The organism is Thermodesulfobacteriota bacterium (assembly GCA_040753795.1).
Classification (GTDB): domain Bacteria; phylum Desulfobacterota; class Desulfobacteria; order Desulfobacterales; family Desulfosudaceae; genus JBFMDX01.
Map to the genome: position 1 here is coordinate 126,287 of JBFMDX010000003.1, position 26,383 is coordinate 152,669.

The 26,383-nt window shown below is 59.6% G+C and carries 25 protein-coding genes; 2 read left to right on the plus strand and 23 right to left on the minus strand.

Going from position 1 to position 26,383, the window contains the following annotated elements; all coding sequences use genetic code 11:
- Positions 1–3: 3 nt before the first annotated feature.
- From gspD to AB1724_05530, 17 genes are all read right to left on the minus strand, one after another.
- Positions 4–2,469 carry a type II secretion system secretin GspD gene (gene gspD / locus AB1724_05450; protein ID MEW6077233.1) on the minus strand — a complete coding sequence of 822 codons (2,466 nt, stop codon included), beginning with the start codon at positions 2,467–2,469 and terminating at the stop codon, positions 4–6.
- A gap of 5 nt (positions 2,470–2,474) precedes the next feature.
- Complete coding sequence (locus AB1724_05455; GenBank protein MEW6077234.1) at positions 2,475–3,236, minus strand: hypothetical protein; 762 nt, start codon at positions 3,234–3,236, stop codon at positions 2,475–2,477.
- A 9-nt stretch (positions 3,237–3,245) separates the two neighbouring features.
- Positions 3,246–3,899, minus strand: coding sequence for a type II secretion system protein GspM (gene gspM, locus AB1724_05460; protein ID MEW6077235.1), 654 nt, complete (start codon positions 3,897–3,899; stop codon positions 3,246–3,248).
- A 2-nt stretch (positions 3,900–3,901) separates the two neighbouring features.
- Positions 3,902–5,272, minus strand: coding sequence for a PilN domain-containing protein (locus tag AB1724_05465; GenBank protein ID MEW6077236.1), 1,371 nt, complete (start codon positions 5,270–5,272; stop codon positions 3,902–3,904).
- A gap of 82 nt (positions 5,273–5,354) precedes the next feature.
- Positions 5,355–6,371, minus strand: a complete 1,017-nt coding sequence (locus AB1724_05470) for a hypothetical protein (protein ID MEW6077237.1) — start codon at positions 6,369–6,371, stop codon at positions 5,355–5,357.
- Positions 6,372–6,399: 28 nt separating this feature from the next.
- Positions 6,400–7,086: a prepilin-type N-terminal cleavage/methylation domain-containing protein gene (locus tag AB1724_05475; GenBank protein ID MEW6077238.1), complete on the minus strand. Its 687-nt coding sequence runs from the start codon at positions 7,084–7,086 to the stop codon at positions 6,400–6,402.
- Positions 7,086–7,478 (minus strand): type II secretion system protein, encoded by a 393-nt coding sequence (locus tag AB1724_05480; protein MEW6077239.1) that lies wholly within the window; start codon positions 7,476–7,478, stop codon positions 7,086–7,088. The genes AB1724_05475 and AB1724_05480 overlap by 1 nt, the downstream gene beginning before the upstream one ends.
- On the minus strand, positions 7,478–8,062 hold the full coding sequence (locus AB1724_05485) for a GspH/FimT family pseudopilin (protein ID MEW6077240.1): 585 nt from the start codon (positions 8,060–8,062) through the stop codon (positions 7,478–7,480). The genes AB1724_05480 and AB1724_05485 overlap by 1 nt, the downstream gene beginning before the upstream one ends.
- Complete coding sequence (gene gspG / locus AB1724_05490; GenBank protein MEW6077241.1) at positions 8,040–8,462, minus strand: type II secretion system major pseudopilin GspG; 423 nt, start codon at positions 8,460–8,462, stop codon at positions 8,040–8,042. The genes AB1724_05485 and gspG overlap by 23 nt, the downstream gene beginning before the upstream one ends.
- Before the next feature lie 14 nt (positions 8,463–8,476).
- Positions 8,477–9,706 (minus strand): type II secretion system F family protein, encoded by a 1,230-nt coding sequence (locus AB1724_05495; GenBank protein ID MEW6077242.1) that lies wholly within the window; start codon positions 9,704–9,706, stop codon positions 8,477–8,479.
- Between the two features lies 1 nt (position 9,707).
- Entirely contained in the window at positions 9,708–11,225 is a 1,518-nt protein-coding gene (gspE, locus tag AB1724_05500; GenBank protein MEW6077243.1) for a type II secretion system ATPase GspE, read from the minus strand.
- A gap of 281 nt (positions 11,226–11,506) precedes the next feature.
- Complete coding sequence (locus AB1724_05505) at positions 11,507–12,469, minus strand: GDP-L-fucose synthase (protein MEW6077244.1); 963 nt, start codon at positions 12,467–12,469, stop codon at positions 11,507–11,509.
- 42 nt (positions 12,470–12,511) lie between these two features.
- Positions 12,512–13,675, minus strand: coding sequence for a GDP-mannose 4,6-dehydratase (gmd, locus tag AB1724_05510; protein MEW6077245.1), 1,164 nt, complete (start codon positions 13,673–13,675; stop codon positions 12,512–12,514).
- Between the two features lie 51 nt (positions 13,676–13,726).
- Complete coding sequence (locus AB1724_05515; GenBank protein ID MEW6077246.1) at positions 13,727–14,677, minus strand: UDP-glucuronic acid decarboxylase family protein; 951 nt, start codon at positions 14,675–14,677, stop codon at positions 13,727–13,729.
- 189 nt (positions 14,678–14,866) lie between these two features.
- Positions 14,867–16,249, minus strand: a complete 1,383-nt coding sequence (locus AB1724_05520) for a nucleotide sugar dehydrogenase (GenBank protein MEW6077247.1) — start codon at positions 16,247–16,249, stop codon at positions 14,867–14,869.
- A gap of 28 nt (positions 16,250–16,277) precedes the next feature.
- Positions 16,278–16,964, minus strand: coding sequence for a hypothetical protein (locus AB1724_05525; protein MEW6077248.1), 687 nt, complete (start codon positions 16,962–16,964; stop codon positions 16,278–16,280).
- A gap of 73 nt (positions 16,965–17,037) precedes the next feature.
- Positions 17,038–17,796, minus strand: coding sequence for a ParA family protein (locus AB1724_05530; protein MEW6077249.1), 759 nt, complete (start codon positions 17,794–17,796; stop codon positions 17,038–17,040).
- Between the two features lie 181 nt (positions 17,797–17,977).
- Between AB1724_05530 and AB1724_05535 the strand changes: the two genes are divergently transcribed.
- A complete protein-coding gene (locus tag AB1724_05535; protein MEW6077250.1) occupies positions 17,978–19,693 on the plus strand; it encodes a glycosyltransferase family 39 protein in 1,716 nt (571 codons plus the stop codon).
- A gap of 196 nt (positions 19,694–19,889) precedes the next feature.
- Positions 19,890–20,639, plus strand: a complete 750-nt coding sequence (locus AB1724_05540; GenBank protein ID MEW6077251.1) for a response regulator — start codon at positions 19,890–19,892, stop codon at positions 20,637–20,639.
- Between the two features lie 59 nt (positions 20,640–20,698).
- On the opposite strand, the gene AB1724_05545 is transcribed toward AB1724_05540, so the two are convergent.
- Genes AB1724_05545 through pheA form a run of 6 tightly spaced genes read right to left on the minus strand, consistent with a single transcriptional unit; the run spans position 20,699 to position 26,351 of the window.
- Positions 20,699–21,538 carry a prephenate dehydrogenase/arogenate dehydrogenase family protein gene (locus AB1724_05545; GenBank protein ID MEW6077252.1) on the minus strand — a complete coding sequence of 280 codons (840 nt, stop codon included), beginning with the start codon at positions 21,536–21,538 and terminating at the stop codon, positions 20,699–20,701.
- Positions 21,526–22,587: a chorismate synthase gene (gene aroC / locus AB1724_05550; protein ID MEW6077253.1), complete on the minus strand. Its 1,062-nt coding sequence runs from the start codon at positions 22,585–22,587 to the stop codon at positions 21,526–21,528. The genes AB1724_05545 and aroC overlap by 13 nt, the downstream gene beginning before the upstream one ends.
- 3 nt (positions 22,588–22,590) lie before the next feature.
- Positions 22,591–23,130 carry a shikimate kinase gene (locus AB1724_05555; GenBank protein MEW6077254.1) on the minus strand — a complete coding sequence of 180 codons (540 nt, stop codon included), beginning with the start codon at positions 23,128–23,130 and terminating at the stop codon, positions 22,591–22,593.
- Positions 23,120–24,382, minus strand: coding sequence for a 3-phosphoshikimate 1-carboxyvinyltransferase (gene aroA, locus AB1724_05560; protein MEW6077255.1), 1,263 nt, complete (start codon positions 24,380–24,382; stop codon positions 23,120–23,122). The genes AB1724_05555 and aroA overlap by 11 nt, the downstream gene beginning before the upstream one ends.
- 35 nt (positions 24,383–24,417) lie before the next feature.
- Positions 24,418–25,242, minus strand: coding sequence for a shikimate dehydrogenase (locus tag AB1724_05565; GenBank protein MEW6077256.1), 825 nt, complete (start codon positions 25,240–25,242; stop codon positions 24,418–24,420).
- A 5-nt stretch (positions 25,243–25,247) separates the two neighbouring features.
- Positions 25,248–26,351 carry a prephenate dehydratase gene (pheA, locus tag AB1724_05570; protein MEW6077257.1) on the minus strand — a complete coding sequence of 368 codons (1,104 nt, stop codon included), beginning with the start codon at positions 26,349–26,351 and terminating at the stop codon, positions 25,248–25,250.
- Positions 26,352–26,383: the final 32 nt, after the last annotated feature.

Here is a 26,383-nt window from a genome sequence, read left to right on the forward strand (position 1 = left end):
TAATCACTTAAACACTGTTTTTATGTCGTCAATTTTATTTTTAAACTCGGCGCTGACGGCATCCACATCCTCCAGGCTGGTAATGACATGAGGGGTAATCATGACGATCAGTTCGGACTTCTTTTCTTCGTCCTCGGCCGTTCCCGTCAGCCAGCGGATGATCGGTATCTTGACCAGCCAGGGGACCCCGGAGGCCGCCTTTTTCTTCTGGTTGCTGATCAGCCCGCCGATGACAATGGACTGGCTGTGTCTGACCGTCAGGGTCGTCACGATCTTGCGCGTGTCAAAGGAGTAGTAGTCCTCGCCGGCCACTTTGATCAGAGAGCCCACGTTACTGACCTCCTGATTGATGTCCATGGTGACCAGACCGTATTCATTGATATGCGGGGTAACATCGAGGATAACCCCCGTATCCCGGTACTCGACACTGGTCTCCAGCACGTTGTCGCCGTCAGTCACGTAGGTGTAATTGGTACTGGGAATGGGCACCTCGGTGGTCACGTCGATTCTGGCCTGTTTGTTGTCCGAAGCCAGGACGCTGGGGGAGGAAATAATATTGAGCTTGCTGTCGTTGGCCATGGCGTTCAGCGCGGCCAGCCATTCGCTGGAAAAGCCGACGGCATACTGAAGACCGGAAGATCCGATCTTGGCCGCCAGGGAACCATTATCCGTCCAGTCGCCCTTCTTGAAGGTCCATTCGACGCCCATTTCCATCCCCTCCCCCAGGGTCACTTCGGCGATGATCACATCGATCAGGACCTGTCGCGACAGGACATCAAGTCGCTCCAGAATATTTTCGATGAGTTTGTAATCGCTGGGAATGGCTTCGATGACCAGGGCGTTTCGTATCTGGTCCTCGGTAATCCGGACATCGCCCCGCAAGGTGGACGAGGGGCCCTTTCCGGTTGAAGTCGTGGTAACCGTGGCCGCCGCCGGTTTGACCGACGTTTCCGGCCTGTCCGTGGTCTCCGCTTTTTCCGTTGTTTCCGTTTTCGACGTCTCTTTTGCCTTGCTTTTGTAACCTTTGGCAAAGGGATTGGTGGGCACGACTTCCCGCTGATCTTGTTTGATCTGCTCGCCGCTCACGCCGAATATGGCCCGCAGCGTTTCGCCCAGGTCCACGGCCATGCCGTTTTTCACCGGGTAAACATAAATCTGGGGTCTGGCCCCTTCACTGGGAATATCCAGTTGACGGATCAGGGCATCCACCCGGCCAAAGACGTCGGCACTCGAACTGACCACCAGCAGGGCATTCATCCATTCAATGGGAATGAACCGGACTTCGCCCTTGGCGCCATCGGGAGAAAGCGGTGCCACCTTGCCGAGGGTGTCGGCCATATCCGTCGCGTCAACGTTTTCCAGGGTGTAAAACCGGTATGTGGTTTTTTCAAAAATGCTGACGTCAAACACCTCCACCAGATTGAGGATTTTGTAAATATTGATCCCCTTATCCACCACCAGCAGGGTGTTGGATGCCCCTTCCGCGATAATCGCGCCATCCGGAGAGACAAAAGGAGTAATGACCTTGCTGATCTCCTCGGCGGATATGAACCGCAAGGGGATGATCTGGAGAATGATCCGTTCCTCGGGCGGGATGTCCGCGCTATCTCCCGTCGGCCTCGACGCAATCGGCATTCGCGAAGCATCCTTGAGTTTTACGATACGATAGACGTTTTGTTCCCGGACGGCCGTCAGACCGTTCACCTCCAGCATCTGGTAAAAAATGGGAAACACATCCGAAGCCTTGATATGACCGGCTGTATGAATGGTCACTTTGCCGGTGATGCCCGGATCGATAATATAGCTGATGTTCAAATGATCGGCCATGACCCGGACCACGGAAGCCAGGTCGGCGTCGTCAAAATCAAACCGGATCTGACCCGGTCGGTCGGAAGCGCCATGGCCATCCGCTGCTCCGGGCACGGTCAGGACCGGGATGTCGTCGTCCCCGGTCGCCGGCAACGCCGTTTCTGGCTGGCCGGTTCCCGGTTTGGAAACCGCCGGCTCCTGCGACGCGGGCAATGCGACAGAAGGCCGGGTAGACGCCGGCGTCGATAATTCAGCTGCCGGGGCCGTTTCAGGCGCGGGAGACTCGCCGGCCGCCTTGGCCGGGGAAGCGGTCGGTTCGGGATCTTTTCCCGTCGGCCGTTTCTTTCTTTTCACATAACCAAAGGGAGTGGATATGATCTCATACCCCTCCTCTGCCTGAAGGCCGCTCTGCTCCGCCGCGGCCGTCCTGGTTTTCTGGCGTTTCACCTCACCGAAGGCGGTGGGTATGGTTTCCGTCTCTCCCTCATCGCCGGCGGAAGTCTTCCCCGCCACGACGGTAACGGTTCCGGCCGTCTGGTCGGAAGCCGCCGGCAGCGGCGAAACAGAACTGTCCTGGCTCCGGGCAGCGGAGCCGGCGCAACCCGTGGAGGAAAAAATGAAAAAGAACATGCCACACAGAATCGCTGTCATCGGTTTCATATGCTTTATTCCACTCTTCGTTTAATGGGTCCAAACGGCGTATCGACAATTTTATATTCGCCGGGTTTTTCGCCGGATCCTGCCGGCGATCCGGGGGCGAACGCGGAAGAGGAAGAAGGTCCCTTTTCAGCCGCCGCCCGCTCGGCCGGTGCGGCCGGTGCGTCCGGTGCCGCTTCCGGCGCGGCCTTGTCCGATCCGGTCACGACCACCGTGGGCGTCGCCGGCGGCAATTCCTCGCTTTTCATGCTGACCGGTTTGTTCTCATCATACAGGAGCACGTCATACCGGTCGGCGCCGTCCTTCAGAACGATCCGGTCCCGGCCGATCTCCGCCACGCTGAAATTGCCGATGCGGTCGCCCACCCGGACCCATTTGTCTCCGGCTCTAGCGCCGGCGGCTCTGGTTCCGGATTCAGGGTCACTGACAAGGGCCTGGGTCCGGCCGTCAAGGATCACGATACCGTAAAGATAGATATTCTTCTCGGAAAGACGGGGCCGGCCCGGTCCGGCACCCGCCGCCAGGGGATCCGAACGGTCGGGTGAAAACAGGTTTTTTTCGACCACGATACTATAAGCCCCCTCCGGGGACGTCCCCCTTGCAGCCAGACTGACCTCGGGGGACGGGGCTGCCGTGTCCGCGACGGCCTCAATTTCAGGAATCATTTCGTCCGGTCCCGTCCACACCTCCAAGCTCATGATTCCCGTCAGCACAACGGCGACCGCCAGCGCGAGATTCACCAGCCATATTTTCGAAGATGCCGGAAACATTCGCCGTCCTCACTCCTTCACTTTTTTCATGATGCCGGCAACGGCCATGTCACACCGGATCATTCCGGGATCCCCGGCCCCGACGGTGTTGATCCGGATCCACTGTACGGTCAGAAAAAACCGGGGGAACGTCTCAATCCGGTACAGCATATCCTTCAGTTGCCTGGCGGTCAGCGTGGTACTGATTTGAACCGGCACGCTGATAAACACTTCCGATTCCGTTTTCCCTTCCGGGGACGGCAGCACCTGCATGCTCTTGATCTCGACGCCGCCGGCCTGGGCGATTTCACCGAGCGCGTTCTGAAGATCCGCCGCCGCCAGGGCCGGGGTCTGCCCGGTTAGCAGACCGGCTTCGGCCTGCTGCAACGATTTTTTCAGGGTAGACAGCCGGGCCTCCAGGGCGCTCCTGCCGTTGACCACCTGCCGGTACTTGGCGACCCTTTTCCTGGCGGCATCAAGCCCCCCGTCGCCGCCATCCATCCCGCCATCGGAAGGATACAGCCGGTACACCAGGCCCAGCAGAAGCAACCCCGCCCCGGCGGCAAGGATATACCGCCTTCGCCTGTCGGCCATGATCTGCGCCCAGACAGCCGCCGCCCTTTTGACGGCGGGCGATTGCAGGCCGGCCATATACCCTTTTACAACGCTGAGCGGTTTTAACATGATTATTTTACCGTAAACCCGATTCGGAACTTTTCCTTGCCGTCATTATCTTTGGTGATGGGAGACAGAAAAGACACCTCCCCCAGCCGGGGAGAGGCCGCCAGAAGCGGAATCAACGCCGAGGCTGAATTGGCGGATCCTTCCACGTCTCCCTTGCCGTCAACGATCGAAAACCTGGTGAACCAGGCGTCCGCTGGGACTTCGCCGCTCAATTGCCGCAGGATTTCCAGTACGGGCACATGGCCCCGGCGCAGGCTGTTGATCGCCTCCAGCCGGACTTCCATCGCCCTGACCTGATCCCGGGTCTGCTGAATCGTCTCGACTTCCGCGCCAAGCCGTTTGAGTTCAGCCTCCAGCCGGCCGGCAACCCGCCGCTGATGCAAAAAAAGGCTTCCGCCCCACACCAGGGTCGTCAGCGCCAGGAGACCGATCAGGCCGAACATCGCATAAAAGGCCTTCTTGCTGACTTTTTTCCTGACGCCGGGGGGAAGGAAATTGATGTTCATGGGCGTTTTCCGGACTCCCTTCAGCGCCAGGCCCCAGGCAACCGCCGGAAGATCCGGGGGCAGGCCGGTTCCGGACAGGTTCGGGGAGACGGGGCTGACATCCTGCCTTTCCCCGAGCAGTTCAGCCGGGCTGCCGCCAGTCCCGCAGCAGACCACTTCCAGAGGATCCGGATCCGGGCCCAGGGCCTTTCGCAGCAGACTTATTTCGTCATTGACCAGACCGTGCAGGCGGTTTTCCGGACGATCTGTTTTCACGTGCCGGGAGTAATTCAACAAACCGCCTTTCACCAGGCCCAGCTCAAAATATCCGTCGCTGATCGATAAAAAGGCCCGGGCATCGGTCTTTTGTCCGGCCGGCTGGCAGAGCAACGCGCCGGCCAGGGCCGTGGAACTGATCTCAACGCCCGAAATGCCCAGGCCCAGGCGGTTTTCACCGTCCAGGTACGGGTCGATCCATTCTTTTCTGACGGCGATCAGAAGCACCGTCAGGGTCCCGGATATTTTGTCTTCGGCAATGATCTGAAAATCATAATAGATATCAGCGATGTCCAGCGGCACGTACTTTTCCATTTCATAGGCCAGGGAGCCCCGCAGATTCTCTTTCACGGCCAGCGGCAGTTCGATATAGCGAAGTATCGCCCGATCCCGCTGAATACCCAGAAAAATATCGGCCGACAGGATCCCGTGAGCGTTTAAAAACCCGTTGACCAGCCGGCTGATTTCAATGGCTTTATCTTTATGCCCCTCCTTTTCGAGAAGGTAGGCGGCATGCCCGGCAAAGGAGAACCCCTTGAGCGTTCTTCTCAGGTAAACCAGCGAAACCCGGTTATTTTCGATATTGACGCCGACGCTTGCCTGCAAGTACAAAACAAAAACCCCCTGATTGACATTTTATCCGGTCAGTCACACGTTCTGCAAGAAACGCGCCCATAACGAACAGATATCACGGTTACGACCGGTATTCAAGATCATCGATCCACTGGATGATTTCGTATCCTTTTGGCAGCGACCGCCCGATTTTCACCACCGCCTGCACTCCCTGCCGGGTCCGGCTCTCCGGAAGCATTCCCGTCGAACGGATGATGTAATAGGGAGATGGCTTTAAGGTGATATAGGACGAAATAGCCGCGTAGCTATCGGAACCGACCACGGCAAAGACTTCGGGCAGGGACTGGAAATCCTTTTTCTCCCGAAAGGCGATAATGGCCCGGACCGCCTCCTCCGTCATTCCCGGAAAAGACCGCAGCATCCGGGGAGAAGCGGCATTGATGTTGATGCGGTGGAAGTCCGCCTCATATCTCCGCAGCGTTCCTTCTTCTACCCGTTTTTCCATCTCCTGGTAAACCGACACCATCTCCCGCAGCCCGCCGTAAAAAATTTCCGGGGTGACGCCTCTTACCAGCAGCAATTCCTCAATGGTGGTAAAGTCTCCATTTTTGCATTGATAGGGTTCGGGCAGGGCCAGGTAATATTCATTTTCCGCGCCATTGACATGCCGAAGCCCGTCCTTGTCCCGCCAGTCCAGGATGGAATCCACAATGATGTCACGGGTCTCCTGGCTGATCGAAAAACCATTCAGCATCATTCGCAACAGGGGCACGCCGGCCCGGTTCAGGTTGACCTTTCCGCTCTCATTCTCTTTTTCCACCTTGAACCGGCCGTTTCCGTAAGGGACCGGGGGGATATCGACATTGAACCGCCGCCGGTCACCGGCCGGTTCCCCGCCGCCGCCGGGCATCTGCTCCACTCCCCGGGTCAGGTCATCCATGACCAGTTCCCCGACGGCCCAGGACACCCCGGCCACGGCGATATAGTAGGCTTCCGTCCCCTCCTTGAAATTGCGGGTCACATTCACTTCCGTGCGGACGGCATGGCAGAACTCTCCGGCAATGACCGTGAGCAGGGCCATGACCCACAGGACCAGAAAGAGCGCGATACCGCGCTGGTTTTTTAAAAGACGTGTCATGGGGTATACCCGTTACCCGATCCGGGAATTATCTTCCCGCGGCGGCGATCATATAAATCGGCGCCCTGGATTCGCTCCCTTTCACCATGATCCGGACGGCCCGGGGTGGCGCCGTTTCAACGGCCGGATCCCAGGTTTCCTGCCACGGGGCCTCCCGATTATCGGGACGGCTTTTCAGATAAGAAAATTCGATACGTTCCGCTCCGGAAAGAAGCTCGGCATAACCGGCGCCATCCATGTTCCGGGCAGCCGCCGTTCCGCCGGCCTGAACGACTTCCGTCTCGGAAAAAACGAGGCGCTCCGCCGGTCCCCCGCTCTTGTCCCGGTCAACGGCATAGGTCACGTAAGCCAGGCCGTTCAGGCTGCCGGGAACCAGGGAAACATGAGATACAAAGGCCATGGACCTGGGGCCGCCCCGGAACAGGACCTCCTGACCATTCGGGTCCAGGACCTCCGTGGCGCAAACGGAGGCCAGCTGACGCCGGAGCAGATCCAGTACGATGCGCTGCCGCTGGCGGGCGTCCAGATCGTTCTCGCCCTTTTCCCAGGCCCGGACACCGACCCGGAAACCGCCGAACAGGATCACCACCATCATGGCCAGGATGGTCATGGAGATCATCAGTTCCAGGAGGGTAAAACCGCTCCCGGCGGGGATCTGCCGGGGAACTGGCCGCCCCTCCCTGCCGGTATGGATCATGATGCCGGCATTGCGCATCAGATCCGGCCTCCTTCCGGGGCAACCAGCTTGATGGTGCTGACGGTAAAGTGCTTTTCCTTTTCCCCTTCCTGCCATCCCACCTCAACCTTGATATCGTAAGCATAAAAAGGAACGGGGGCGTCGCCCGTATCGACGATCTCTAGGCGCCGGGCTTCCGAACGCCATTTAAAACCGTCCTCAAATTCTCCGGAAATGACGCCCTGGCTGAGCGCTTCGGCCAGCAGGATCTCGTCCATCTTTTCCCGCGCATAAAATATCCCGCGGGTGTACCGGTCCGACAGCCGGCTGGATTTCAGCCCTCCCGAGAAGAGCTGCAGAATCACCACCAGGGAAACGGCCAGGATGGACATGGCGACCAGGACTTCGATCAGGGTAAAACCTTTTTTCATCACGCCGTCACCCTGAAAAGCCGCACCGATCCGGTGATCATGTCGACGGAGACCCGGTATCGCCGGCCTTGCGTGTTGACCACCGTTATCTCGCCGCCGCTGCTGCCGCCGCCGGGAAAAAAATAGACCGGAAAAAGGCCGGTCTGGAAGCGGTCCCCCCGGAAGGTTCCCTCGGCCAGCCTGACGCCATCGGGCGGAAGATAGGTCCTGAAATCTTTCTGCCGGTCTAAAGACGCCAGCAGCTTGCGCTCCATGGTTACCCGATGGTTGACGCGGAAGTCTCCCATGGTAAGAGGGGGGTCCACAATGACCAGGCGGTTTTTGTCCAGATCAAACAGGGCGGCGTAAACCGTCTTTTCCGCCGCAGCCCGGCTTCTGGCGTACCGCAGGGACGCCGAGATGGTCCGGGCCGTTGTCTTCAGTTCCAGATTACCCAGTGGCCCGGACAATCGGGGAACGATCAGGGCGGACATCAGACTGATAATGGCCAGTACGACGATCAGCTCGAGCAGCGTAAAGCCGCCCGGATACCGGGAGCGCAGGCGTTCCGCCCCGGCGGCCTTAATTCGTCCAGCTGACCACATCTCTGTCCTCGCCTTCTCCGCCGGGCTGGCCGTCGGCCCCCAGGGAGTAAATGTCATAATCACCGTGCCGTCCGGGGGATTCATAGACATAGGAACGTCCCCAGGGATCTAAAGGGATTTCCTTGGCAAGATAGGGTCCGTCCCACCCGTCCACGCCCTCGGGCTTGACCCGGAGGGCGCCGAACCCCTGCGGGGTGGTCGGATAACGGCCGACGTCGAGCCGGTAGGTATCCAGACCCGTTTCAAAAAGCGCGATCTGGGCCTTGGCGGCTTTCAGTTTGGAAGAACCGACCTTGTTCCACATTTTCGGGCCGACCAGGGCCGCCAGCAGTCCCAGGATGACCATGACAATCAGCAGTTCAATCAGGGTAAACCCCTTTTCGTTTCTTGAAATATTCATGTATTCGCACTCCTTCAGAACGGCATGTCGTTCATGCCGAATATGGCCATCATCATCGAGATGACGATAAAGCCCACCACCACGCCCATCCCGAGAATCATGGCCGGTTCCAGCAGGCTGACCAGCCGCCGGATCGTTTCCCGGGAGGCCTTCTCGTAATTTTCCGCCACCCGCAGGAGCATCTCCCCCAGCCGGCCGGTTTCCTCGCCGACGATGATCATCTGAATCGCCAGGGGCGGGAAAGCGGCGATTTCCGTCAGCGACCGGGAAAGCTTTTCGCCTTTTTTCACCCGGGTATAAACGGCTTCAAGGGCCTCGGAAATCACCCGGTTGCGGATAATGTCCCGGACCAGGCTCAACGCCTGCAGAATGGGTACGCCGCTCTGTTCCAGCGTGCCCAGGGTGCGCGCGAACCGGGCCACCTCGATTTTTCTGACCAGCTCCCGGACAACCGGAAAGCGCATTTTCCACGAGTCCAGGCGCCGGCCGCCGGCGGGTGTTGACAGCCACCGGCGGATAAGGACGAATGCGGCCGCCGTCCCGCCCAGAATCAGCGGCCACCAGGTTTTCAGGATCGCGCCCAGGGCCAGCAGTATCCGGGTGGATAACGGTATGGCCTGGCCCATGTCGGCAAAAATGACTGAAAATTTAGGCATGACAAAGGTCAGCAGGATAATAATGGAAACGCCGCCCACCAGCAGCAGGAACAGGGGATAGATCATGGCGGACTTGATGTAGTCCCGGAAATCCTGGGAACTTTCCATAAAAGCGCCGAGCCTCATGAGCACGTCTTCCAGAACGCCGCCCGCCTCCCCGGCCCGGACCATGCTGACATAAAAGGGAGAAAACACCCGGGGATATTTTTCCAGGGCCCCGGACAGGAAACTGCCGCTCTGAACGCTTTTGAGAATATCCCGGACGATTTCCCGGAACCGGTCCCCGGCGGCGACATCGATCAATATGGCCAGGGCCCGGTCCAGCGGCACCCCGGCCGACAGCAGCGTGGAAAGGTCCTGGGTGAAGGCGACCACCTCCCGGGTGGAGACCCGGTTGATCAGAAGCGAAAGCGCGCCGGACAGGTCGGCGTTCAGGCCCAGGCGGCTTCCGCCGGCGGGGCTGATCCGGATGGGGATACACTGCATGCCCTGGATCAAGGCCACGGCGTCCTTCTCGCTGGCGGCGTCCAGGGTACCGGCGATCAGCTTTCCCCCGGCATCGGTGGCTTTATACGAATAGGCGGGCATCTTATTTCTCGAGGGTTACCTTCAATACTTCCGGGATGGTGGTGATTCCCCTTTTGACCTTGTCCCAGCCGTCCTGGCGCAGGGTCAGCATCCCCTTTTCCAGGGCCACCGTCTTGATCCGTTCGGCGGTGGCCCGGGCCATGATTTCCCGTCGGATATCGTCATCGACAAAAATATACTCGAAAATTCCGATCCGGCCCTTGAACCCGGTGTGATTGCACTGATCGCAGCCGCTCCCGGCGAAGAACGTCACCCCCCGGATCTCGTCAGGGGATACATTCATCGCTTTGAGCAGCTTGGACTCGGGTTCGATTTGCCGGCGGCAATGGGGACAGATCACCCGGACCAGGCGCTGGGCCAGGATCCCCAGCAGGGTGGAACTGAGCAGGAAATTCTCCACGCCGATATCCAGGAGCCGGGTAATGGCGCCGGCGGCGTCGTTGGTATGCAGGGTGCTGAACAGCAGGTGGCCGGTGAGGGCCGATTGGATGGCGGTCTCGGCGGTTTCGCGGTCCCGGATTTCCCCGACCAGGATGATGTCCGGGTCCTGGCGCACAATGGAGCGCAGCCCGTTGGCGAAGGTCATGCCGATCTTGGTGTTGACCTGAACCTGGTTGACCCCCCGCAGCTGGTACTCCACCGGTTCTTCCAGGGTGATGATCTTGTTCTCCGGGGAATTGACCTTGGCCAGGGTGGTGTAAAGCGTGGTCGTCTTGCCGCTGCCGGTGGGGCCGGTCACCAGGATCATCCCGTAAGGCTTGGTGATCAGCTCGATATATTGGGGAAGCAGGGTGTCGGGCAGCCCGAGTTTCTCAAGATCCAGAATCAACGATTCCCGGTCCAGCACCCGCATGACCAGGCTTTCTCCGAACATGGTGGGCAGGGTGGACACCCGGAAATCGATCTCCCGGTCGAGCACTTTGAGCTTGATTCTCCCGTCCCGGGGCAGCCGCCGTTCGGCGATATCCATTTTGGCCATGATCTTGACCCTGGAAATGATGGCGTCCTTCAGACGGTTGGGAGGGGATTCCACGTTGTGCAGTACGCCGTCGATGCGGTAGCGGACCTTGAATTCATTTTCAAAGGGCTCGAAATGGAGATCGCTGGCTCCGGCCTCGACCGCGTTGAGAATCAGCCGGTTGACCAGCCGGATGATGGGGGCTTCGGAAGCGATATCCCGGAGATGATCGGCGTCGATAATGCCCTCCGAGGTGATATCGTCGGTATCCTTGCCGGCCTCCTCGATGATCATTTCCATGGACTGGCTTCCGGAGCCGTAAAGACGCTCGATGGCCGCCAGGATATCCTCTTCATTTCCGCGGCAGGCCTCGACACGGAGGTTGCAGGCGAGCTTCAGGGTGTCGAGGGTGTAAAAATCGCCCGGATCGGCCATGGCGATTTTGAGCCGATCGCCCTCCAGTACCAGGGGAACAAATTTCGACTGCTTCATGAACAGGACCGGAAGGTTGTCAATCACCACCGGTTTCTCGGGATATTCTTTATAAGATATCGTCGTCATTTCTTTTTCTTATACCAGTTCCCAATCAAAGCGCTATTAAGCGCCCTCTAAAAATTGCTTTCGGGCTCGATTTGTGTGTTGCGCTCAAATTTCGGGCTGCGTCACCGGACCTACCTTATTAATAATAGAACACGGCACCGGACTTTTTATCATCCATGCATAAAACATGCCCGCGATAAATAAAACAACTTTTTAACGGGGGCGTGTCTTTTGTTAACCGCGCCAGAGGATTCAGCGCCTTGTCAAGGAGAATACGGGTAAAGGCCATTGATGGACAGCAGTTAAAAAACACCGGCCTCCAGACACCACCGGTAAGTCCGGGTGATGCCGTCTTTAAGAGAAATCGAGGCCTGCCACCCCAGGGCGCTCATCCGGGAAACATCCAGGAGCTTCTGAAAAGTACCATCGGGCCGGGAGGCGTCAAAGACGATATCTCCTTCAAAACCGACGATATCCCTGACCATACGGGCCAGCTCGGCGATGGTAATGTCCCGTCCCGCACCGACATTCACCAGGGGGGTAACGCCGCCGGCGGTGAGGGAGAGGTAGGCGTCGTCCGGCAGATTGAGGGTGAAAAAACAGGCGGCCGCCAGATCGTCCGCGTGCAGAAACTCGCGACGGGGTCGGCCGGTTCCCCATACCTCCACCTGATGTCTGCCGGCAACCCTGGCCTCGTGGAATTTCCGGATGAGGGCGGGCAGGGCATGACTGGTCTCCAGGTCGAAATTGTCCCGGAGTCCGTAGAGGTTGGTCGGCATGAGGGTGATATAGCGCGTGCCGTATTGACGGTTATAGGACTGGCACATTTTGATGCCGGCAATTTTGGCCACGGCGTAAGGTTCATTGGTGGCCTCCAGCGGTCCGGTCAGCAGATGATCTTCTCTCATCGGCTGGGGACATTCCCGCGGATAGATGCAGGATGAGCCCAGAAACACCAGCCGGCGCACGCCGACGGTATAAGCGGCGTGGATGATGTTGGTCTGGATGGCCAGATTGGTATAAATGAATTCGGCCGGATAGGTGTGGTTGGCCATGATACCGCCCACCCGGGCGGCCGCCATGATCACAACCTCGGGACGGGTTTTCCGGAAAAACGCCTCGGTATCGGCCTGGCGGGTCAGGTCCAGCTCGTCATGAGTCCGGACGATCAGGTTCCGGAACCCTTCGGCCTGGAACTTATCCGTGATGGCCGACCCCGCCAGACCGCGGTGCCCGGCGATGTAAATAACCGTGTCTCTGTTCATACGACCATTATCCGCAAGGCGCCCCGCCTGCAAGGCCCGGGCCTACATGCGCTCCTCGACACTGTCCGGAAGGGGATATCCGCTGGCGCGGCAAACCGCTTCCCGGCAGGCGTCCCGGAAGTCCCAGTCCACCATCTCCTCGACCAGTTCGTCAAAAGATATTTCGGGTACCCACCCCAGTTCCCGGCGAGCCTTGGCGGCATCCCCGATCAGAGAGACCACGTCGGCCGGCCGGAAATACGACGGATCGACAAAGATAATCGGTCGTCCCGGCGTCAGGCGTTTTAATTCATCCGCCCGGCCGTATTTTCCCACCAGCGGCGCGTCCGGGATCAGGCTGTCCACCACGCCCTGTTCATCAATGCCGCGGCCTTTCCAGGCCAGGCGGATGCCCGCCCGGGCAAAGGCGTTATCACAGAAATCCCGCACCGAGCGCTGTTGCCCGGTAGCCACCACGTAATCATCGGGCCGATCCTGCTGCAGCATCAGCCACTGCGCCCGGACGTAATCTCTGGCATGGCCCCAGTCCCGGAGGGAGTCCAGGTTGCCCAGGTAGAGACAATCCTGGATACCGCCGGCAATGCGAGCGGCCGCCCGGGTGATCTTTCGGGTGACGAAGGTTTCGCCCCGGATGGGGGATTCGTGGTTGAAGAGGATCCCGTTGCAGGCGAACATGCCGTAGGCCTCCCGGTAATTGACCGTGCACCAGTAGGCATACAGCTTGGCGCAGCCATAGGGTGACCGGGGATAAAAAGGCGTCTTCTCGGTCTGAGGCGTCTGCTGCACTTTCCCGTAAAGCTCCGAGGTCGAGGCCTGGTAAAACCGGACCTCCTTTTCCACGCCCAGAATCCGGGCCGCTTCCAGCAGTCGCAGGGCACCGACCCCGTCCACGTCGGCCGTGTATTCCGGCGATTCGAACGACACCTTGACGTGGCTCTGGGCACCCAGGTTATAAATTTCATCCGGCTGCACGTCCTGGATGATACGGATCAGATTGGTGGCGTCGGTCAGGTCTCCGTAGTGCATGAAAAAACGGACATCCTTTTCGTGGGGGTCATGGTACAAATGATCGACCCGGGCGGTGTTGAGCAGGGATGCCCGCCGCTTGATGCCGTGAATTTCGTACCCCTTGTTCAGCAGAAATTCCGCCAGATAGGCGCCGTCCTGCCCGGTGATTCCGGTTATCAGTGCTTTTTTCCGTTTCATTGGGTCAGGTGTCTCTTTCCATCATGAAGATGAGTCAGAAGATGGGCCGGGTCAATCCCGGAGCACGGATTCAAAGTAAGCGATGGTTTTTTTCAGACCTTCCTTCAGTGGAACCGTCGGTTCCCATCCCAGTCGCTGCCCGGCCAGGGTGATGTCCGGCCGGCGCCGCCGGGGATCATCCGCCGGCAGCGGTTTATAGACGATGGCTGATCGCGACCCGGTCAGGTCGATGACGGCCTCGGCCAGTTCCCGTACCGTCATCTCGGCGGGATTGCCCAGGTTGACCGGGCCGGTAAAATTTTCCGCGGCCATCATCCGCACCAGTCCTTCCACCAGATCATCGACATAGCAGAAGGACCGGGTCTGGGAGCCGTCTCCGTAAACGGTGATATCCCGGCCGGTCAGGGCGGCCATGATGAAATTGCTGACCACCCGGCCGTCATCCGGATGCATCCGGGGGCCGTAGGTATTGAATATGCGGACCACCCGGATATCCACGCCGTTCTGGCGGTGATAATCGAAAAAGAGGGTTTCGGCGCAGCGTTTGCCCTCGTCATAGCAGGCCCGCGGGCCGATGGGGTTGACATGCCCCCGGTAATCTTCCGTCTGGGGATGGACCTCCGGATCGCCGTAGACTTCGCTGGTGGACGCCTGGAGAATTCGGGCGCGGACCCGCTTGGCCAGGCCCAGCATATGAATGGCGCCGAGAACGTTGGTTTTGATGGTCTTGACCGGATTGTACTGGTAGTGCACCGGAGAAGCCGGGCAGGCCATATTATAAATCCGGTCCACCTCGATCACCAGCGGATTCACCAGGTCGTGCCGCAGGAGTTCGAAACCGGGGTTGTCCAGCAGATGGGCGATATTACGCCTCCGGCCGGTAAAAAAATTATCCAGGCAGACCACCTCGCTGCCGTCCGCCAGCAACCGCTCGCACAGATGGGAGCCGATAAAACCGGCCCCGCCGGTGACCAGAATCCGTTGTTTATCATAAATATTCACCCGTCCGACTCCTTCTTCCATCCGTGATCGATCCAAACAGGAAAAATTCGAGCAAACCGCCACTTTCGATGGCGAAGAGAAAAGCCCGAGATCAAGGCGCGCAAATTCCGAGGAATGCAACGTACTTGACCGTACGTGAAATTCCGAGGGATGCGGCGCAACGCCGATATCGGGTTTTTCGCTTCGCCATCAGAAATGGACCAGGGGGGGCCGCCCGGCCGTGTAAACATTAAACCCGATTTCATAAAGCCGGCGATGATCGATGACATTACGGCCATCGAAGAAAAAGGCCGGCTTTTCCATGGTCTGATATATCTTTTCGTAATCCAGCTTCTGATACAGATCCCACTCGGTCACCAGGGCAATGGCGTGGCAGCCTTCCGCGGCCCGGTATGGATCCTCGGAATAGGAGATCCAGTCCTTGCCCTCGCCGAAGGTCTTTCTGGCATTATCCAGGGCTTTCGGATCGGTAATCACCGGGCGGGCGCCTTCGGCCAGGAGCCGCTTGACCACGTCGATGGCCGGCGCTTCCCGGATATCGCCGGTGTCCGGCTTGAAGGCGAAACCGAAGATGGCGATCTTCTTTTCCGCCAGGGTACCGAACATGGCCCTGACCATGCGGTGCACAAAGCGCTCCTTCTGCCGCTCGTTTATCCCTACCACGCTCTCCCAGTAATCCGCCTCGCTGTCGGCGCCGAACTCCCGGCACAGATAGACCAGGCTCAATATGTCTTTTTTGAAACAGGAGCCGCCGAATCCCAGGCCGGCTTTCAAAAACCGGTCGCCGATGCGACCGTCCATGCCCACGGCCCGGGAGACTTCCGATACATCCGCGCCGGTGTTCTCGCAGATATTGGCGATGGTGTTGATGGAAGAAACGCGCTGGGCCAGAAAGGCGTTGGAGGCCAGCTTGGCCAGTTCGCTGCTCCAGATGTTGGAGGTCAGAATCCGGTCGCGGCTGACCCAGTTGGCGTAGACGTCGACCAGCGCGTCCCTGGCGAGGAGGCCGCTTTCGGTCTGGCGGGATCCGATCAGAACCCGGTCCGGATGCTCCAGGTTGGCGACGGCAGTGCCTTCGGCCAGAAATTCGGGATTGGACAGAACCTCAAACCGGTCTTTTCCCCCGTCAACGGACAGGATCCGCTCCATGGCCTGGGCCGTCCGGACCGGCACCGTACTCTTCTCCACCACGATTTTGGGCGTCGTGGACCACTGCCGAAGCTGACGGGCGATATTTTCCCAGTAACGAAGGTCCGCGGCCATGCCGGCACCCACGCCCGAAGTCTTGGTGGGCGTGTTGACGCTGACGAAAATAATTTCCGCCTCGGACACAGCCGCCTGAACATCCGTGGAAAAAAAAAGATTCTTCCCCCGGACGGCGGTTACAATTTCATTCAATCCCGGCTCATAGACCGGCAGACGGTCTGAATTCCAGGCCGCGATCTTGCCCTGGTCGACATCCACCACGATGACTTTGTACTGCGGGCACTTGGAAGCGATGACCGCCATGGTCGGGCCGCCGACATATCCGGCGCCGATGCAAAGAATACATTTTTCAAAATCGCGGCTCATGCACTCCTCTTTCTTGAGCTGATATCCATCAGACTTTGTTGATTTCGGCAATCATCTCCGCGATGGTCGAGGCCATGCGGGCCGAAGGGGGGTCACCGCCATCGGCGGCGCCCGGTGCCACGTTTTCTTCCGAGGAGCCGGCCGCTTTTTCGATGTCGGCAGCGGCATAGGCGCCCTCTTGTTGAGCGGCATCGTCAACCGCGCTACCGGAAGCCGCATAGGCATAATGCCCGGTTTCCGGGATGCCCTTCCCCGACTCCTGCCCGGTGGCGGCATCGGCATATTCACCGGCCTCATAAGCCGCCGCATATGATGTCTTCTCCCGGCAGGTGTAAGCGTAATGACCGTCGTCCGGGATCACCTCATCCGCGGCCTTGCCTTCAGGAGCATAGGCGTAGTAGCCGCTTTCCGGCGTTTCCGCGTCGGTTTTGCCGGCCCCTTCGCCGGCCGCCGACGGCACGATCTCCAGGCACAAGCCCTGGCGGTTGAACATCAGCGACAGGGTCACCACGGCTTCATATTCGATCTGATAAGCCACCTGATTGTCATGCACCACCAGTTCCCCGCCCCGGCAGGTCAGGCGGTCGCCGTCCAACTCCATCTGGTACTTGGCGGACAGCATTTTCCGCATGACATCCCGGTCCAGATCGCCGGAGATCATCTCCAGCAACTCTTTCTCCCGGTTTTTAATTACATCGGAATTAGTTACCCTCACCGGTCATCCCTCCCTTTTCAAAATGAGCCGACGGATCGCGTGAATCAGCCCCGTCCAAACGGTTCCATGGTGTTCAGCGACTCAGCAGTTCGGCCGTTACCTCCAGGTATCTTTCCGAAGCCGTTGACATGACATCCCGAAGTACCGCCGGCGGCTCATGATACGATCCGCTCGCCGGTGTCTCGCTCTTGGGAATCATCGTATTCAGAACAACGGTCTGGATTCCCGCCAATACCTCTTCAGAAAAAATTCCGCTGGCTTCCTGCCAGCCGTCGCAATGGGTAAACACGACTCCGGCGATGGTCAAGTCTCGACGCCGCTGTTTTTTGACGTCGGCCACCACCGGCAGCAGGGCTTCCAGCGCCGATTGCGCCCCCGGCCGGCAGGGCAATGGAATCAGAACGGACGCCGACGCGGACAGCGCGCATATCGTGAGCGGGCCCAGCGAAGAGGCGGAATCGATCAGGATGTGATCAAACTCCCCGGCTAGGGGTTCAAGTTTGCGGCTCAGCCGACCGATTTTATCCGGAACGGACAGCATGTCCTGTTCAGCCATGAACAGATCAGTCCCGGCGGGAATAACCTTGAGAAAATCAAGGGCGGTGCCCGCCGCGACGGACGCAAAATCCGCCCGATCCGATAAAAAAGCGTTCAGCCCCGGGCGGGAAACGGCATCCGGCGGAAGCAGGCAGGAAGTGGCGCCCCCCTGCGGATCACCGTCCACCAGCAGCGTCTTCTTCTCCATCAGTGCCAGGCAGGCCGCGATATTGACCGCCAGGGCGGTTTTACCGGAGCCCTGCCGTGGATTGGCAACGGTCACGATTTTTTTCATAATTACCTGTTCAGATTGTATTTTACATTTAGGATGTCTGGCAACTTATCATATTTCATCAGGCAAAGTACAGCCTTTTTTCCTCCGGATGCCGATACCCATGGCCGGGTTTTTAAGTTGCAGCCGGCGGCGGGATGGTATACGTTCAGATATCTCATGGAAAAAGGGGTCAGGCTATCTTATGTCTCACGAACCGATGACGCCCCGGGCAAAAGAAAAGCTGTATGTCCGGACCGCCCTGATCCTGATCCTCCTGCTGATGACGCTGCTGCGACTCGGCTATTCTCTCCAGGTTTGTCACTACCCCGGATTCGGCCGCTTTCTGCATCCTGACGATCAGGCCTACTATCACGCGACAGCGCTGAAGATTGCCGACGGCCATGTCCTCGGTGAAGACGGGGTCATAACCCGGGCGCCCGGTTACTTATATTTTGTGGGAGCCCTATATCATTTTCTGGCTCCGGACCCCGGTGTGGCGGCTGTGATCCAGTGGTGCCTGGGCGTACTGACCGGGCTGATGATCTACCTGCTGGCCCGACGGCTGTTCACGGAAAAAACGGCTCTGACGGCCGCCCTGTTTTACGCGCTCTATCTTCCGGCGCTTTGCTATGAAGGCGCGCTGTTAATGGCGTCCCTGCTGACCTTCCTGCTGACCGCCGGATTATATTGCCTGGTCCGGTCGGTTCAGGACGGTTCACCCAGGTATCTGATCCTGTCCGGCGCTCTTTACGGCTGGGCTTTTTTATGCCGCCCCAACAATCTTGCCCTGTTCCTTGCCGGGTTGGCGTTTCTGGGATGGAGCCGCGGCGGCAAACGGGCCATGTTCCGTTTCACGGCGCCAGCGGGAGCCCTGTACGGGCTGCTCATGATACGAAATTATCTGGCCGGCGCTGATCTTCTGGCCATAACCAGCCAGGGACGTCATGTCATGATGAACAGCCACTATCATCAGGCAGCCGGCGTTTTCTGGCGCTGGCCGGACAGCTGGAACAACCTTTTAAATCAGCACGGAAACAGCCTGTGGGGGTTTCTGTCATTTCTGGCAAAAGATATCGTTGATCACTGGCCGGACTGGATCGGTCTTCAGTTTTCCAAGCTGTATGCCTTTTTTTTTAATTACGAATTTTCCCAGTTTATTGATTTTTATGCCCAGCAGGAAGTGCTGCCCATACTGCGGCTGCCTTCCGTCTCTCTTGGTATTCTATCGCCGCTGACAATTGCGGGGCTGGTATTCCTGTGGCGGGATCGCGGAGGAAAATATCACCGGCCGCTGACGCTTTATTTTATAACCGGGGTTCTGTCCGTCGTATTCTTTTACGTTCTCAGCCGTTTCCGGATGCCCCTGATACCGCTGTTCTGTATTATCAGCGCCACCGCTCTGTGGCGGCTGCCCCGGATCTCTTCCGGCCTGGGGTGGAAAGGCCGAATCGGCCTGGCGGCCCTTCTGATCCTTCTGTTTTTCGCGCTTAACGCCGAATCCAGACGGACGGCTTATGCGGCGCGGTCCATGCCGATCGCCATTTACAACCGGGGCGTCCATTACCAGGCCGGGCAACAGTATGCCCGGGCGGCAGCGGATTTCCAGCGGGTTTATTCCAGCCTGGGAAAAGACACGGATCCTGAATTCTATTTCGCGGTAGCCATGAGCCTGGCCGATTGCCAGGAGCGACTGAAGAAGCCCGGCCGGGCCGCTGCCGTCTGGCACGATCTGATCATGAAATTCCCGGATCGTGAACAACCGTATTGTCTGTTAGGCCGTTATTACGCGGAACGGGGTCGATATGATCAGGCGCTGCTTTTTCTCAATCAGGCCCTCGAACTCCGTCCTGACGACAAGGTGCGTCGTGCCGTGGAAAAAATCCGGCAACATGCTGCCGCCATTGAAAAGGCCCACTGATAAACCCGGATTGGAATGAGGAGCAGGGTAGAATCGGGAGAATCCGGTCCGGTGACGGATGTAACGCTTTCAACATATGCGGCCGCTAAAGCGCTTGTCTCTTGACACCCCATGCGCGATTCATTATAAATAGCCAAACACGCCCGAAAACATAATCATGAGCCATCATGCTCTATATATTAAGGTATGACAACCGGTGAAAAAAGTTCTCATCGTCGACGATGATGCGGTTTCCAGAGGTCTGTTATCCCGGGTCATGAAACCCTATGCTCAGGATTTTGAGATACTGACCGCGCAGAACGGCGAAGAGGCCGCCTATCTGATGACCGAACACACCATCGACCTGATCATCAGCGATCTGGAAATGCCTGTCATGGATGGCCTGCAGTTACTGGAGTACATGGACAAGAACTACCCGGGGACGCCGGTGTTCATCATGACCGCCTTCGGATCGAAAGAAATCGAGGAGAAGGTCATGGCGCTGGGCGCCTTTAAATATCTTGAAAAACCGCTCAACATGGATATCCTGACGGACGCGGTCTTCGAGCAGCTCAACGCCGGCGCCGAAGGACGGATTTCCGGCATCAGCCTTTCCTCCTTCCTGCAGCTGCTGGAAATGGAAAAGAAAACGGCCACCATCAAAATCACCTCCGGGGACAAGACCGGCAACCTGTACTTCCGGGAAGGCAATCTCATCAACGCCGCCACCGGCCAGCTGATGGGATTGAAAGCCGCCCTTGAGCTGCTGACCTGGGACAAGATCATCATCGAGGTCGAGGGGGTCTGCCGCAAACGGGACAACGTTATCAAGCAGCCGCTGATGAACATGCTCATGTCCGCCATGCAGATGAAAGACGAGAAGGAATCGGAGAAGAAGGTCGCCAAGACGCCGCTGCGTCCCCTGACGGATTTTTCCGCCCGCCGCGACAAACGGCAATTAAAATAAGGCACGGCGTGCCGTGCCCCCTGCGGCTCGTTTCCCCCGGCGGCCCGCCGGTCGCCCCCCTACTTCTGATACATGACGCTCAGCGCCCGGGTCGTTTCCGTCAGGGCCTGGTCGCAGAATTCCTTACCGAAAAAAGCGCCGATGGACTTCATGTAGGACAGGGTTCGCTCCATATCCTTCCCGGCAAACGCCCGGCGGGTTTCCTCCATGGCGTCGGAAAAGCGCCTCACCATCTCAGGGGCATGCCGGTTATCCCTGACCAGTTCCGCGTACAGGGTGATATCCTGGGAAAAAAGACGGCCGATCAGATCGACGTTGATCCGGAAAATGGGCGTCGCGAAGAGGAAGGCCTCCTGCGGCGTCACCTCCAGGTGCTGTAGCATCCGGCCCAGGGAAAGGGTCAGAAAATGCATCAGGCTCTGGGCCATGGCCATCTTGCGGTCATGCTCGGCCGGATCCATGCGGGTAACCACGCCGCCGCCGGCCGCAAACAGTCCCTCAAGCCAGGGCAGCCAGCCGTGAAGATCCCGGGCCGGACAGACAATGACATTCAGCCCCTGAAGAGAAGGGGTATTGGGCGCGAACATGGGGTGGGTGCCGATGACATCGGCCCGGGTGGCTGCGGCCATACGGGCGACGATGGCCTCCTTCTGGGAGCAGAAGTCCACCAGCAACTGGTCCTCCCGCAGGGCGGGGCCGATGGATTCGATAATCTCCAGGGCCGGGTTAAGCGGGGTGCTGATGGCCACCACCCGGCACTGCCTGGCCAGGTCATGGTAAGTCAGGGCCGTTTTTCTGCCGGCGATGAGCACCCGGTGTCCGCAATCCGTGAAATATTTTTCAAACCAGCGGCCCATGCCGCCGGTGCCGCCGATGATCCCGATCGTCACACTGTCCATTGAATCGCTTTCTGTCTGAGAAGATGATCCGCCAGAACCAGGCAGAGCATGGCCTCACAAACCACGTTAATGCGGGGAATGGCGGCGATATCGTGCCGGCCCTTCACGGAAATCACGGCGGGGTTGCCGTCCCGGTCGATGGTTCGCTGTTCCCTGGCGATGGAGGGAATAGGCTTGACCGCCACCCGCGCCACGATCTCGTCGCCATTGGAAATGCCGGCCAGAATACCGCCGGCATTATTGGAGGCGAACCCGTCCGGCATGATTTCGTCATTGTTTTCCGATCCCAGGCGGGCGGCGGCCGAAAAACCGGCACCGATCTCCACGCCCTTGACGGCGCCGATGCTCATCAGGGCCTTGGCGATATCAGCGTCCAGCTTATCGAAAACCGGTTCCCCCAGGCCGGCGGGGACACCGGCGGCCTTTACCGCCACTATGCCTCCCAGGGAGTCTCCCCGCGCCCGGACCTCGGCTACACGTGCTTCCATCTTCAGGGCGGCTGCGGAATCCGGGCAGCAGAAAAGGTTTTGACCGGCCTCCGCCAGATCAACCGTGGCCGCGGCAATACCGCCCAGTTCCTGCGTATAGGAACAGACCGTTATTCCCGCCCGTTCCAGAACCGCCCGGGCCACGGCGCCGCCAGCTACCCGGGCCAGGGTCTCCCGGGCCGAAGCCCGGCCGCCGCCCCGCCAGTCCCTGACGCCGTACTTGCGGGTATACGTTATATCCCCGTGACCCGGCCGGAAAAGACCGGCATAGGGAGCATAAGCCGAAGAATCGGCGTCCCGGTTTTCAGCCATGATCAGGATCGGCGTTCCGGTGGTGACGCCTTCGAAAATGCCCGACAGGATGACGGCCCGGTCCTCCTCCCGGCGTTTCGTGCTGGTTCCGACCCCGCCCGGCCGGCGGCGATCCAGCATGGCCTGAATCACGGTTTGGTCCAGAGGGATGCCCGGCGGGCAGCCGTCGACCACCACGCCCATGGCCGGACCGTGAGACTCCCCCCAGGTGGTAACGCGAAACAGCCTTCCCCACGTATTGCCAGACATGATCTATCCTTTCCCGGCGACCTCGTCGATAATGCGCCGGCAGACATCCTCCACCGGCAGCCCGTCGGTGTCAACGCAAAAATCCATGGCCCGCCGGTATAACGGCATCCGCTCCGCCAGTGTTTTGGCGATTTCGTCCCGCAGCGGCAGGGCGGTCAGCCCCGGGCGGGAGACGGCGGTGACGGGGTCCGCCGCCATGCGGCGGGCGATGGTCTCTTCCGAGGCCGTCAGCCAGACCACCAGGCCGCGTGCTTTCATGACCGCCACGTTCTCGGATTTGAGGACAACACCGCCCCCGGTGGCGATCACCTGGTCACCGCCCCGGGCGATGGTTTTCAGGATAGCGGTCTCCTGCCGGCGGAATTCATCCCAACCATACGCGGCCACATACTCGGAAATGATGCCGTGCCGGGCGGTAAACCAGTCATCGGCGTCCACGAATCGCTTTCCGGTCAGTTCCGCCAGCCGCATCCCCACACTCGTCTTGCCGGTGCAGCGGTATCCGATGAGAAAAATATTGGTCTCTTCCGGTTTACGGTCCATAGAGTGTCTCAAATACCCGCCAGAAATCAGGAAAGGATTTCTCCACGCAGGTCTCGTCTTCAATAATCACTCCCGGCGTGACCAGTCCGGCCACGGCAAAACTCATGGCCATGCGGTGGTCATTGGCCGGATCGATGCGCGCTCCCGTCGGACGCCCGCCCATAACAGTCAGGCCGACATGGTCGTCCATGGCGACGATCCCCATCCGGGCCAGATTTCCGGCCACCACCGCCAGCCGGTCGCTTTCCTTGGCTTTCAGGTGGGCCACGTTCCGGATGACCGTCGTGCCCCGGGCGAAGGCCGCCACCACCGCCAGGGTCGGCACCACGTCGGGCATGTCCGCCATGTCCACTTCCACGGATACCAGCCGGCCGCCGGTCACGCTGATGCCGTCGGATTCATGGTCGACCCGGCAACCCATGGCCTCGAGCACTTCCAGGAAGCGGATATCCCCCTGCCCTGAAGCCCTCGACATGCCCAGCACCTTGACGGTGGCGCCGGTGACGGCGGCCGCGGCCCAGAAGTAGCTGGCCTGGGAGGCATCCGCCTCCACGACATACCGGCCGGCATGATAACACTGGCCGCCGACCACGCGGAAACGGGCGTACCGGTTTCTGTCCAGTTCCACCCCGAATCTTTCCATGATGCTGACCGTCAGGTCGATGTAAGGTTTGGAAACCGGCCCTTCCACCACGGATATATCCAGTCCTTCCTTAATATAGGGGCCGATCAGGAGAAGGGCCGACAGAAACTGGCTGCTTAGCCCGCATTTGAGGTCAATATGCCCGCCGGTGATGTCCCGGCCGTCAACGGACAGGGGCGGGAACCCTTTCTGGTTCAGGCTGCGGGCGGAAACACCGATCCGGTTTAAGCCGTCCAGCAGGTCGCCGATGGGCCGCTGCTGCATCCGCTCGGTACCGGTGAGGATGTAAGGTCCCTCACCCAGTGCCGCCACCGCGGTCAGCAGCCGCATGGAAGTGCCGGAGTTGCCCAGAAAGAGGGGATCATGACAGGCCGTCAGCCGGCCGCCGGTGCCGTACACCGTCGTCGTGCCGTTACTCTCATCGAAGCGGACCCCCATCTGCGTCAGGGCCTGCCGGGTCAGGTGCGTATCTTCGCTGTGCAGGCAGTTTTCCAATTCGCAGACGCCGTCGGAAAGAGCCGCGGCGATCAGGCAGCGGTGGGTATAGCTCTTTGAGCCCGGCACGGTTACCGCGCAGTTTCTGATCTTACTCGTTTTTATTTCAATCATGGCGCTCTGCCCTGTTTTTATCGATTAGGCGTCCATTATTCTTCATCGGTCTGTAATGCCACCAGTACCGCCTGTCGCATGACCTCCACCGGCGCCGGCCGGCCGGTCCAGGCTTCAAACTGGGCGGCGCCCTGATAAACGAACATGGCCAGCCCGTCGATGGTTTCACAACCGCATTCGGCGGCTTCCTTGAGCAGCCGGGTTTTCAAGGGGTTATAAACAATATCCATGACCACCCCGCCCGGTCTGAACCACTCCCGTGGAACCGGCGATACATCGCTGTCCGGCGCCATTCCCACCGGCGAGGTATTGATCAGGACATCCCACTCGCAGGATCCGGCTTCGGCCACGGCCAGGGCGTCGCCGCCGAAGTCCCGGGCCAGGGGTTTGGCCCCGGCCACGGTCAGGTCGGCGATCAGCAGCCGGCCGCCCTCGCGGGCCACGCCGTAAGCCACGGCCCGGGCCGCGCCGCCGGCCCCGATCACCAGGACGGTGCGACCGCGGACAACGGTCTTTTCCAGCAGCGCCCGGATCGCCCCCTGCCAGTCCGTATTATGACCGACCAGGCGGCCGTCGCGGTTGACGACGGTGTTGACGGCGCCGATGCGGCGGGCCTCCTCATCCACCTCGTCCAGGTGGGCCATGGCGGACACCTTGTGGGGAATGGTGATGCTGGCGCCGCCGATGCCCAGGGCGCGGATACCGCCGACAGCGCCGGCAATATCCTTCACCCGGAAAGCGACATAGGCGTCGTTGATGCCGGCGGCGGCAAAGGCGGCATTGTGCATGACCGGGCTCCGGCTGTGGGCCACCGGATCCCCCAGAACGCAGTAAACCGTCGATTTGGCGTTAATGGCCATCTTGCTTATCCTCCCATCGTCGCCACGGGATAAGAGCCGAGCACTTTGAGGAACTGACAGCTGTCCTTCATGCGGGCCAGGGTCCCTTTTACAGGCTCCTCCTCGGCATGTCCCAGAAGATCGACGAAGAAAACATAACTCCAGTTCTCGTATTTGGCCGGCCGGGATTCCAGCTTGATCATGTTGACTCCCGCTTCGGCGATGGGGCCAAGGGCCTTGAACAGGGCGCCGGGCACATGGGCCGTGACGAACATGAGCGACGTCTTGTCGTTGCCGGTGACCGGCACGCGCTCGTTGCCGATCACCAGAAAACGGGTAGTGTTGCGGGCGACATCCTGGATCCGGGAGGCCACCACCTGCAACCCGTATATCCGTCCGGCTTCCCCGCCGGCGATGGCGCCGGCCCGGTCGGCGGTCAGGGCCATTTTGGCGGCCTGGGCGTTGCTGCTGCACTCCACCAGGTCCGCCTCCGGCAGGTGCTTGCCGAGCCAGCGGCGGCATTGCGCGAAGGTCTGTGGATGGGAATAGATCGTGCGGATGTCCTCCATCCGGCCCGAACGCGACAGCAGATCGTGGGAAATGACCAGGTAGATCTCTCCGCATATCTTCAGGTCGGCCTCCTGGAACAGGTCCAGGGTATGGTTCACCGCCCCTTCGATGGAGTTCTCCACCGGCACGACGCCATAGCGGCTGGCGCCCTTTTCCACCTCGTCGAACACGTCCTTGATGCTCGGCTGGGGAACCAGCCGGTCGTATGTTTCAAAATACTCAAGAGCGGCAAAATGGGTGAAGGTCGCCTCCGGTCCCAGATAGGAAATCACCCGGGGTTCCTGGAGCTGCCGGGAGGCGGCGATGATTTCGGAAAAAATCCGCTTCAGGCCGTCATTGGCAAGCGGCCCGGGGTTCCGGGCGGCCAGGGCCCGTAGCATTTGATCCTCCCGGGCCTTGTCCACGATGGCGTGGCCGGCCGCAGCCTTGTACTCGCCGATCCGCCGGGCCAGGGACAGCCTTTCGTTGAGCTGGTCCAGAATCCTGGCGTCAATGGCATCGATATCCCGGCGGACGGCTGCAATCCGCTGCCGGGTTTCATCCTCTTTATTCGGGTTCATGATCGTTTTCCGTTCGCGTTACCCTGGTTGAC

Coding starts and splice junctions, on each gene's coding strand:
- gspD (MEW6077233.1), bottom strand. CDS start 2,469: ATGAAACCGATGACAGCGATTCTGTGTGGCATGTTCTTTTTCATTTTT.
- AB1724_05455 (MEW6077234.1), bottom strand. CDS start 3,236: ATGTTTCCGGCATCTTCGAAAATATGGCTGGTGAATCTCGCGCTGGCG.
- gspM (MEW6077235.1), bottom strand. CDS start 3,899: ATGTTAAAACCGCTCAGCGTTGTAAAAGGGTATATGGCCGGCCTGCAA.
- AB1724_05470 (MEW6077237.1), bottom strand. CDS start 6,371: ATGACACGTCTTTTAAAAAACCAGCGCGGTATCGCGCTCTTTCTGGTC.
- AB1724_05475 (MEW6077238.1), bottom strand. CDS start 7,086: ATGCGCAATGCCGGCATCATGATCCATACCGGCAGGGAGGGGCGGCCA.
- AB1724_05480 (MEW6077239.1), bottom strand. CDS start 7,478: ATGAAAAAAGGTTTTACCCTGATCGAAGTCCTGGTCGCCATGTCCATC.
- AB1724_05485 (MEW6077240.1), bottom strand. CDS start 8,062: ATGTGGTCAGCTGGACGAATTAAGGCCGCCGGGGCGGAACGCCTGCGC.
- gspG (MEW6077241.1), bottom strand. CDS start 8,462: ATGAATATTTCAAGAAACGAAAAGGGGTTTACCCTGATTGAACTGCTG.
- AB1724_05495 (MEW6077242.1), bottom strand. CDS start 9,706: ATGCCCGCCTATTCGTATAAAGCCACCGATGCCGGGGGAAAGCTGATC.
- gspE (MEW6077243.1), bottom strand. CDS start 11,225: ATGACGACGATATCTTATAAAGAATATCCCGAGAAACCGGTGGTGATT.
- AB1724_05505 (MEW6077244.1), bottom strand. CDS start 12,469: ATGAACAGAGACACGGTTATTTACATCGCCGGGCACCGCGGTCTGGCG.
- gmd (MEW6077245.1), bottom strand. CDS start 13,675: ATGAAACGGAAAAAAGCACTGATAACCGGAATCACCGGGCAGGACGGC.
- AB1724_05520 (MEW6077247.1), bottom strand. CDS start 16,249: ATGAGCCGCGATTTTGAAAAATGTATTCTTTGCATCGGCGCCGGATAT.
- AB1724_05530 (MEW6077249.1), bottom strand. CDS start 17,796: ATGAAAAAAATCGTGACCGTTGCCAATCCACGGCAGGGCTCCGGTAAA.
- AB1724_05535 (MEW6077250.1), top strand. CDS start 17,978: ATGTCTCACGAACCGATGACGCCCCGGGCAAAAGAAAAGCTGTATGTC.
- AB1724_05545 (MEW6077252.1), bottom strand. CDS start 21,538: ATGGACAGTGTGACGATCGGGATCATCGGCGGCACCGGCGGCATGGGC.
- aroC (MEW6077253.1), bottom strand. CDS start 22,587: ATGTCTGGCAATACGTGGGGAAGGCTGTTTCGCGTTACCACCTGGGGG.
- AB1724_05555 (MEW6077254.1), bottom strand. CDS start 23,130: ATGGACCGTAAACCGGAAGAGACCAATATTTTTCTCATCGGATACCGC.
- aroA (MEW6077255.1), bottom strand. CDS start 24,382: ATGATTGAAATAAAAACGAGTAAGATCAGAAACTGCGCGGTAACCGTG.
- AB1724_05565 (MEW6077256.1), bottom strand. CDS start 25,242: ATGGCCATTAACGCCAAATCGACGGTTTACTGCGTTCTGGGGGATCCG.
- pheA (MEW6077257.1), bottom strand. CDS start 26,351: ATGAACCCGAATAAAGAGGATGAAACCCGGCAGCGGATTGCAGCCGTC.